Annotated in this window: 9 protein-coding genes; 4 read left to right on the top strand and 5 right to left on the bottom strand. The window is 71.1% G+C overall.

Translation table 11 applies throughout. The features are described 5' to 3' along the window. A partial coding sequence (locus tag V7067_RS13300; protein WP_334176387.1) for a prephenate dehydrogenase dimerization domain-containing protein occupies positions 1-368 on the top strand: 368 nt, incomplete at its 5' end. A gap of 3 nt (positions 369-371) precedes the next feature. On the opposite strand, the gene V7067_RS13305 is transcribed toward V7067_RS13300, so the two are convergent. From V7067_RS13305 to V7067_RS13315, 3 genes are all read right to left on the bottom strand, one after another. Then, positions 372-1,412: a DUF2125 domain-containing protein gene (locus tag V7067_RS13305; RefSeq protein WP_334176388.1), complete on the bottom strand. Its 1,041-nt coding sequence runs from the start codon at positions 1,410-1,412 to the stop codon at positions 372-374. Between the two features lie 160 nt (positions 1,413-1,572). Next, complete coding sequence (locus V7067_RS13310) at positions 1,573-3,852, bottom strand: hypothetical protein (protein WP_334176395.1); 2,280 nt, start codon at positions 3,850-3,852, stop codon at positions 1,573-1,575. Positions 3,853-4,240: 388 nt separating this feature from the next. Next, positions 4,241-5,194 (bottom strand): acetyl-CoA carboxylase carboxyltransferase subunit alpha, encoded by a 954-nt coding sequence (locus V7067_RS13315; RefSeq protein ID WP_334176389.1) that lies wholly within the window; start codon positions 5,192-5,194, stop codon positions 4,241-4,243. Positions 5,195-5,382: 188 nt separating this feature from the next. Between V7067_RS13315 and V7067_RS13320 the strand changes: the two genes are divergently transcribed. After that, positions 5,383-6,189, top strand: a complete 807-nt coding sequence (locus tag V7067_RS13320) for an exodeoxyribonuclease III (RefSeq protein WP_334176390.1) — start codon at positions 5,383-5,385, stop codon at positions 6,187-6,189. A 6-nt stretch (positions 6,190-6,195) separates the two neighbouring features. Here V7067_RS13320 and V7067_RS13325 read toward each other — a convergent pair whose 3' ends face one another. Both V7067_RS13325 and V7067_RS13330 read right to left on the bottom strand, forming a co-directional pair. Further along, entirely contained in the window at positions 6,196-6,672 is a 477-nt protein-coding gene (locus V7067_RS13325; RefSeq protein WP_334176391.1) for a Crp/Fnr family transcriptional regulator, read from the bottom strand. 28 nt (positions 6,673-6,700) lie between these two features. Continuing rightward, positions 6,701-7,405, bottom strand: a complete 705-nt coding sequence (locus tag V7067_RS13330) for a response regulator transcription factor (RefSeq protein ID WP_334176392.1) — start codon at positions 7,403-7,405, stop codon at positions 6,701-6,703. 288 nt (positions 7,406-7,693) lie between these two features. On the opposite strand from V7067_RS13330, the gene V7067_RS13335 reads away from it, so the two are divergent. Together V7067_RS13335 and V7067_RS13340 are read left to right on the top strand one after the other, a co-directional pair. Beyond that, complete coding sequence (locus V7067_RS13335; protein WP_334176393.1) at positions 7,694-8,290, top strand: L,D-transpeptidase family protein; 597 nt, start codon at positions 7,694-7,696, stop codon at positions 8,288-8,290. Between the two features lie 69 nt (positions 8,291-8,359). After that, a partial coding sequence (locus V7067_RS13340) for a hypothetical protein (protein ID WP_334176394.1) occupies positions 8,360-8,615 on the top strand: 256 nt, incomplete at its 3' end.

Consider the following 8,615-nt stretch of genomic DNA (forward strand, 5'->3'; position numbering starts at 1 on the left):
TCACCAGCCACCTGCCGCACCTCATCGCCTACAACATCGTGCGCACCGCCGCCGATGTGGAGAAGGTCACGCAGTCCGAGGTCATCAAGTTCTCGGCCGGCGGCTTCCGCGACTTTACCCGCATCGCCGCCTCCGACCCCACGATGTGGCGCGACGTCTTCCTCAACAACAAGGATGCCGTGCTGGAGGCCCTCGGGCGCTTTTCCGAGGATCTGGCCGCGCTGCAGCGCGCCATCCGCTGGGGCGACGGGGAGACGCTGTTCAGCCTCTTCACCCGTACCCGCGCCATCCGCCGCTCGATCATCGATGTCGGGCAGGATACCAACGCCCCGGATTTCGGCCGCGGCAAAGGCCCCACCGCGCCCTGAGCGTCAGGGGCCGACGGGAATGGGCGGCAGCCGCCCGACCGGGATGAAGCCGATGAAGGCGCGGCTGGCGCGCAGCGCCACCGTCAGCCCGGACGCCGGGCGACCGCCCACCTGCGTCGGCTGGCCCAGCATCGCAACCGCCGTCGCGATCGGATCGCCAAGGCCCTGAAGCCCCGGTGCCAGACCGCCGATGACGCCGGCCAGCGCCTTCGGATCCACCAGCCGCACGTCGAGGCTGCCGTCGAGCAGGCCGTCCGGCCGCAGGCTGAGGTCGCCCTCAGCCTCGATGGCAGCCGGGCCGGAGCGCAGCGACAGCCGCGTCAGCTTCAGCGGCAGGCCCTGCGGCGGCACCTGAAGGCCCTGGCCCGCCAGCGTGCGGCCATTGTCATCCACCGCAACGATCAGGCTGACATCGAGCGGCGGCGTGCCAGGCTCGCCGTGGCCGCCGGTGATCGTCAGGGCGGCGGTGCTTGCGCCTGCTCCTTCTTCCTGCCCGACCACCAGTTCCACCAGATCGGCGGTGATGAGCGGCAGGCCGAGCGCCGTCACGCCGGGCTTGTCGATGGTGATCGCGCCCTGCCGCAGGCCGGTGCCGGAGAAATGCAGGCTGAGGCGACCATGCTGCCACGCCGCGCTGAGCAGCGGCGCCCCCGCCTCGCCCGCCTCCAGCGGGCCGGTGATATCGGCCGTCACCGCCTGCGGGTTGTCGAGCCGGGCGGAAGCCGTGATGGCGCCGAGGCTGATCTGCGGCAGGCCCGGCGCGGCGATGACGCCCTCGCTGCAGGTCAGCACCAGATGGAAGGGATAGCCGGAGATGACGCGGTCGCGGCAGACAAGCTCGGCCCGCCCGCCCTCCGCGGGCGTCTTGCCCGCCTCGCTGATCGCCCGCTCCAGCGTTTCGGCGGCCTGCCACCAGTAGAGCGACCAGCCGCCGGCCAGCAGCACGACGACGGCGACGAGGCCGGCGACCAGCCGGTAACGCGGCCGGGCCGGCCGCGCGGCGGCCGGCGGAAGCGTCGGTTCGGGAGGCGGCAACTGGCTCATCGGCATTTCCTCGTCTCGGCCGGGACCGCCCATTGTGTGGCAAAACAAGGCAACCATCGGGCACGGCCGGCTTTCCATGGCCCGAACGACAAACCCCGCCGTTTCTGGCAAACGGCGGGGTCTGGCAGGGCGGGCGGGCGAACCGGGAAAACCCGGTCCGTCATTCGTTGAAGAGATCGAAGGCGCGGGCGAACGCCGACTTGTTGCCCTTGTTGTCCGCCTGCTTCGGCGCCGAATCGAGCACCAGCGGCGCCGGCGTGGCGGGCGAGGACACCGAGGGACGCGGCGCGGCCGAGGTGACGGCGACGCTTTCGCCCGCAGCCACCGTCGGCTTCACCGCCGGATCCGCGGCCGGGCTCTGGGCGGTGGAGCGCAGTCCGCCGGAAGTGTCGGCGGATGCCGCAACCGCCGAGGGCGGGGGCACGGCAGCACCGGCCGGGACCGGCGGCACGACCACCGCCGACGGCGCGGTCGCCGCAGGCACGGACGCCGGAACCGGCGCGGAAGCAGCCACGGCGGGCTGAACCGCCGGAGCGGAAACGGCAGCGACCGGCGGCGCGGTCACGGCCTTCGCCACCGGCGCGGCAGCGGCCTGAACCGGGCGGACGGCGGCACCCGGCAGGGGGCGCGGCTCGGGCAGGACGCCAGCCGAAAGACCGGCCGGCAGCGCGGCGGGCGAAGGCACGATCTCGCCGGCGGACGCCACCTGCACATCGGCGGCGGCCGGCGGAGCGGCCTCCGGCGCCGAGGCGGGCACGGCATCCGCGTTCTTGCGGCCGAACAGGCCGTCAAACCAGCCGCGCAGCAGCGACGTTCCGCCTGCAGATGCCGTGCGCACCGGCTCGGCAACCGCCGGCGCGGCGACAAGCTCTGTGCCCGGACGGGGCACCGGCAGGCCCGCACCGACAGGCCCTGCGACCGGAGCCGCCGGAGAGGCGGACACAGGCGTGGCAGAGGCGACGGCGACGGTTTCGGTCGCAGCGGCGGCGGCCGGGGCCGGGGCGATAATGCCGGCTTCCGCCACGCGCGGACGGACGATGGCGCCATCGGAATTGTTGCCGGCCAGACGCACCTCGGCCGGCTGCGCCGGGGCGGCAGGCGCCGCTTCACCGGTTGCAACGCCGGCGGCGGCGACAGCCGCAACGGCGGGAACCGCCGGTGCGACAGCCGGCTGGACCGTGGCGGCCGGCTGGGTGGCGGCGGCAGCGCCCGGAACCGGGCCGGACGTGATGACCTGCGCCACCTCGATGCCGGGAGGCGCGGAGAAGCTGGTGGCATAGACCGGCGGCGACGTGCCTTCGGCGGCCGCGATCATCACGGCGGTGCCGCCACCGTCGACCGAGCGGCGGTTGGCAAGCTGCGGCACCGAAGCGGTGGGGCTGCGCACCTTGCCCTTGGCCGTGGCCAGCAGGACACGGCGGGCACGGTCGGCCTCACGCTCGCGCTCGGAGCGCATCTTCGGCAGGAGCTCCGCCACGCGGGCCTGGTCGCGCTTCTGCTTGGAGGCAACCGCCATCGCCAGATCCGGCGCGGTCACGAGCTGCGGGCAGGCCGCCGCCGGCGACAGCGCCGCACCGTTCGCCGCCTTCGTATCGAACACATATTTGCGGCCGCACACATCCACCTTCGGCACCTGGCGGGTGACCTCGAAGTGGTCGTAGCCTTCCTTCAGCATCGCCCAGAACGGCGTGTTCGGGTTGTCGTAGTGCCGGGCGACGTTCTCCGGCGTCATGCGGAAGGGATAGGCCTGAAACTGGAATGCCTTCTGCCCGCCGGCGAAGGAATCGCGCGCCAGAGCGTAGATCTGCTCGATCTGGCCGTCCGTCATGGCATAGCAGCCGCGCGACGAGCAGGCGCCATGCACCATCAGGTTGGTGCCGTACCGGCCGAGAGAGCGGTCGTAAGCGTTGGGAAAGCCGATGTTGAATGCCAGATGATAGCTGGAATTGGGGTTCATCAGCCCCGGCGTGATCATGTAGAAGCCTTCCGGCGCCTGCCGGTCGCCTTCCGTGACCTTGGGGCCGAGATTGCCCGACCAGCGGCAGATGTCGAAGGTTTCAAGCAGGGCATAGCGGCCGTCGCGGGTCTGCTTCCAGACCTCCAGCTTCGACTCCTCCTTGAACAGCCGCACCATGATCGGCGCGTTCTTGTCCATGTTGAGGGTCTGCATGCGCGCGGACAGAACCGGGCTCACCGGCGCGCGCGTCTTCTGAGCGCCGGCGGTGGACTTGGTATAGGGCGAGACCTGCACGACCTCGTCAGCCTGACAGCCGGCCAGCACCAGCGCCGTCGCCATGGCAGCCGCGCGCATCGCGCGGCCGAGAACCGAGCCGTCACGCCCGGACGACGCCTTGCGCGCACGGACTGCGCGGGCGCCGGAAAGGGGCTCGCCGGAAAGAGGCTCGCCAGTGGGCTTGCAGGACATCAGATCGGCCGACATCACGTTCGCTACACGCTCCGAAACGGGCCGGAGGCCCAACCGCATCCGCCTCTGGCAACCGGCCAGACGCAACCATGCCCGCGCAGGCTAGGCCTGCAATGGTTACCAGCCGGTGAGTCGATCCGCCGCAGCCATCCGGCGCCGGTTCCGGTGCCAAACGGAACCCGCCCGGCCTGCCGGCAGACCTGCCTCAGGCGCATTTTCGGGGAAGGAAGGAAACGCAACGCCCTCGCATCGCCCTGCGCGTGCACCGGGAGATGCGCACGCGCGCGGCACGAGCGCACGGCCGCCCCCATGAGGCGACAGCCGGCACACACCCGCAGCGCGATGTTGCCCGATCGCGACGCGCCGCGCAACACGCACCCGGCGCGAATCGCGCCGCCACGCCTCAGAGGGTGCGGCCGATCGCCAGGAATTTCTCGCGGCGCATGCGGCGGATGTTGTCCGCATCGAAGCCGCCGAGTTCGTCCAGCGCGCGGGCAATCGCCTCGCCCACCTTCTGGAACACCGCCTGCGGCTTGCGGTGGGCGCCGCCGAGCGGCTCGGGAATGATCTCGTCGACAACGCCGAGGCGGGCGAGATCGTCGGCGGTGATCTTCATGTTGGTGGCGGCATCCTGCGCGCGGGCCGAATCGCGCCACAGGATCGAGGCCGCGCCTTCCGGCGAGATGACGCTGTAAATCGCATATTGCAGCATCATCACGCGGTTGGCGGTGGCCAGCGCGATGGCCCCGCCCGAACCGCCCTCGCCGATGATGACGGAGACGTTGGGCACACCGACCTTGAGGCACATTTCCGTCGAGCGGGCAATGGCTTCCGCCTGCCCGCGCTCTTCGGCGCCGATGCCGGGATAGGCGCCGGCGGTATCGACCAGCGTGATCACCGGCAGGCCGAAACGGTCGGCCAGTTCCATGATGCGCACGGCCTTGCGATAGCCCTCCGGCCGCGCCATGCCGAAATTGTGGCGGATGCGGCTCTGGGTATCGTGGCCCTTCTCCTGCGCCAGCAGGGCGACCGCGCGGCCGCGGAAACGGCCGAGGCCGGCGATGACGGCTTCATCCTCGCCGAAGCAGCGGTCGCCGGCCAGCGGCGTGAACTCGGTGATGAGCGCGTTCACATAATCGACCGCATGGGGGCGGTCGGGGTGGCGGGCGACCAGCGTCTTCTGCCAGGGCGTCAGCTTGCCGTAGATGTCCTGCAGGGCCTGTGCGGCCTTGGATTCGAGGCGGGCGATCTCGTCGGCCACGTCCACGGCCTCGCCGTTGGCTGCCAGAGCCCGAAGTTCCTGAACCTTGCCTTCAAGATCTGCAACCGGCTTCTCGAAATCCAGATAGCTGCGCATTCTGCCGTCCATGGCTGGCGGATGGGTCTGTCGTTGCCCGCGCCTCATCCCAAAGGATTAAGGGGGCCGGCCGCCTTGAGCGTGGAGTAGTGGCAATCTAAAAGTCGCCCTGTCAAGACCGCGCAAAGCGCCGCAGGGCCGTGGCCGGCCCCGCGCGCGCCGGTCGCACAGCGCCAATCGGAGCCACGATGCCCGACCGTCTCGTCCTCGCCACCTGGAACGTCAACTCCATCCGCTCGCGGCTCGACCACCTCGCCCGCTTCGTGGCGCTGAAGAATCCCGATGTCGTCTGCCTGCAGGAAACCCGCTGCCCGGATGGCAGTTTTCCCGCCGCAGCCGTGCGCGCCATGGGCTTTCCCCACATGGCGCTCAACAGCCGCAAGGGGCACCACGGCGTTGCCATTCTCTCGCGCCGGCCGCTGAGCGCGGCCGACAGCGCCCAGATCGGCTCCCCGCACGAAGCCCGCCAGCAGCGGGCCAGCGTTGCGTTCGGCGGAGGGCAGATCACCCTCCACAATCTCTATGTGCCGGCCGGCGGCGATGTGCCGGACCCCGCCGTCAACCCCCGCTTCGCCGCCAAGATCGCGTTTCTCGACGGCCTTGAGACATGGTCGCGCACCGCCACGGCCGGGGGCGGGGCGGTGCTGGTGGGCGATCTCAACGTCGCCCCCCTGCCCGACGACGTGTGGTCGCACCGCCAGCTTCTCGATGTGGTCAGCCACACCCCCGGCGAGACCGGCCGCCTCATCGCCGCGCAGGAACAGGGCTGGGTGGACGTGGTGCGCGCGCGCCATCCGGCGCCGGAAAAGCTGTTCACCTGGTGGAGCTACCGCGCCCGCGACTGGGCGGCGAGCAACAAGGGCCGCCGGCTCGACCATGTCTGGACCACGCCGGACGTGGCGGCAAAGGTCTCCGCGATCGAAATCGTCACCGAAACGCGCGGCTGGGAGAAGCCTTCCGACCATGTGCCGGTGGTGATGACCCTGACGGCCTGACCCCCTTCAGGCCGGGCCGGGGCGGGTGATGAGGTCGCCCGCCGCCTCCAGCTTTGCCCGGATGGCGCTGCCCTCACGGGCAAGGCCCGCCATGGCGGCGGCCAGCCGGGCGTGCAGCAGGCGCGCCAGATCGGGATATTCGGTGAGCACGCGGCGGAAGGCATCGCGGCCGATGGCCAGCACCTCGCCGGCCTCCTCCACCGTGGCCGTGCCGGGATAGGGGATATCGGCCAGAAGGGTGCCGAGCGTCAGCAGCGCCCCGGCGCCGGCCCTGATCTCGCGGCCGTGCATCGGCTTCAGCCGCACCCGCCCGGAGGCCACCACGAACGCCCCGGTGGCCGGATCGCCTTCCACGAACAGCACCTCGGTGGCCGCGATCGGCCGCGCGGCGGCACTGAAGGCCACCAGCCGCAGCGCCTCCTCGGAAAAGCCCTGCAGCAGCGGCACGCGGCTGAGGGCGGTCATGTCGGATGCAAGGCTCATGTCGCCCTCCCGCGGGCCGCGGCGGTGTTCAGTCCCCGGCGCGGCCGGAGCGCGGCAGCAGCTTGTAGCCGCCGCCCTCGGTGACGAGCAGTTCGGCGGCGGAGGGATCGCGCTCGATCTTCTGGCGCAGGCGGTAGATATGGGTTTCGAGCGTGTGCGTCGTCACGCCGGAATTATAGCCCCACACTTCATGCAGCAGCACGTCGCGCCCCACCGCCTTCTCACCGGCGCGGTAGAGGAACTTCAGGATCGCGGTTTCCTTCTCCGTCAGCCGCACCTTGGCGCCGCGCTCGTCCACCATGATCTTGGAGGCCGGGCGAAAGGTGAAGCGGCCGATGGAGAAGGTGGCATCCTCGCTCTGTTCGAACTGGCGCAGATGGGCGCGGATGCGGGCCAGCAGCACGGCGAACTTCACCGGCTTGGTAACGTAGTCGTTCGCACCCGATTCGAACCCGAGGATGGTATCGGCCTCGCCGTCCTGCGCCGTCACCACCAGAACCGGCGCACGGAAACCGTCGCGGCGCAGCACGCGGACAGCCTCCCGGCCATCGAGATCGGGCAGTCCCACGTCCATGAGCACAAGATCGATCGCCGTCGTGCGGGACAACTCGATGGCCTCGGTGGCGGTCTCCGCCTGAAGGACGACGAATTCGTCTGTCAGGGTCAGCTGTTCGGCCAGAAGCTGGCGCAGGTCCGGGTCATCGTCGACGATCAGGATCGTGCGGGTCGTCATATCGCGGGCATTCCTCTCGCCTGGCCTGCCCCGGCAACGCAACCGCCGGGGGCCCCCTGTCGCTGCCGCCGGCCTGAAGATCTGGAAGCCCTGAAACTCGCGGACCCGGTGCAAGGCAGCCGCTTCCGGCCAGCAGACAGCCACACGCGGTCCGCACCGCCGGTGCAGCTATTGCCAAACAACCAGTTTTTGAAGTCTGGTTCAACTGCTTCGCACACCATCGGACAGCGGGCGCGCGGACAGCGTGCGCGGGCGCCGGCAAAGCCGCAATCCGGAGAAAGAACCGCCATGCCCGCAGTGCCCGTGCCGGGGCTTTGCCGCCCGCATCTGCCGAAGTCGCGCCGCCGCCGCGCGCCCGCCGTGATCGCCGTTTCCGCCGCGCCGCGCCGGGCCGGCGCACCCGGGCCGGCACGCGGCATCCTGCGTTTCGGCGGGGCGGCGTGGCCATGCGCGCTGGGGCGCAGCGGCATTTCGGCCCGCAAACGCGAGGGCGACGGCGCCACGCCGCGCGCCTCCATGGCGCTGCTGGCCCTGCTGTGGCGGGCCGACCGGATCGCACGCCCGGCCATGGCGCTGCCCACCCGGGCGGCCCGGCCCGGCGACGGCTGGTGCGATGACCCGCGATCCGGCTGCTACAACCGTTTCGTCCACCTGCCATTCGCCGCCTCGCACGAAAACGTGATGCGGGCGGACGGCCTTTATGACATCGTCGGCATTCTCGACTGGAACCTGACACGGCGCGGACGCGGACGGGGCAGCGCGATTTTCTTTCACTGCGCCGGTGGCAGCCTCGAACCGACCGCCGGATGCATCGCCCTGCCGCGCGCGGTGCTGCACCGGCTGATGGGCCGGCTGCCGGCGCGGGTGAAGCTGACGGTCGGGTAAGGGAGCCAGCGGCGGTCGGGACCGGTTTCCGCCCCACTGCCGCCGAACTCGCTGCCTATTGGCCATGAAATGACGGCGCGGGAGCCGCAAAGCGCCTTGACCGGAATGCCGGCCCTGCCCCCCGCCGCACCGATCCATCCTGCCGGCGCCGGCACCCGCCCCGGCACCGGCCCCGAAGGAGCCCGCGCCCGAGCGATGCTGCGCTTTTCCTGTCTCCCCGTCGCGCGCCGGCGCCGGTCCGGCGACCTTGCCCTGTCGCTTGTCGCCGGTGCGGGCCTGATTCTGGCCGGATGCAGCGCGGCGCTGGCGCAATATGGCGCGCCGG

Source organism: Pseudoxanthobacter sp., from assembly GCF_036822375.1.
In the GTDB taxonomy this organism is placed as follows: domain Bacteria; phylum Pseudomonadota; class Alphaproteobacteria; order Rhizobiales; family Segnochrobactraceae; genus Pseudoxanthobacter.

Excerpts from the sequence above, each read along its gene's own strand:
- V7067_RS13305 (WP_334176388.1), bottom strand. The coding sequence starts at position 1,412 with ATGAGCCAGTTGCCGCCTCCCGAACCGACGCTTCCGCCGGCCGCCGCG.
- V7067_RS13310 (WP_334176395.1), bottom strand. The coding sequence starts at position 3,852 with ATGTCGGCCGATCTGATGTCCTGCAAGCCCACTGGCGAGCCTCTTTCC.
- V7067_RS13315 (WP_334176389.1), bottom strand. The coding sequence starts at position 5,194 with ATGCGCAGCTATCTGGATTTCGAGAAGCCGGTTGCAGATCTTGAAGGC.
- V7067_RS13320 (WP_334176390.1), top strand. The coding sequence starts at position 5,383 with ATGCCCGACCGTCTCGTCCTCGCCACCTGGAACGTCAACTCCATCCGC.
- V7067_RS13325 (WP_334176391.1), bottom strand. The coding sequence starts at position 6,672 with ATGAGCCTTGCATCCGACATGACCGCCCTCAGCCGCGTGCCGCTGCTG.
- V7067_RS13330 (WP_334176392.1), bottom strand. The coding sequence starts at position 7,405 with ATGACGACCCGCACGATCCTGATCGTCGACGATGACCCGGACCTGCGC.
- V7067_RS13335 (WP_334176393.1), top strand. The coding sequence starts at position 7,694 with ATGCCCGCAGTGCCCGTGCCGGGGCTTTGCCGCCCGCATCTGCCGAAG.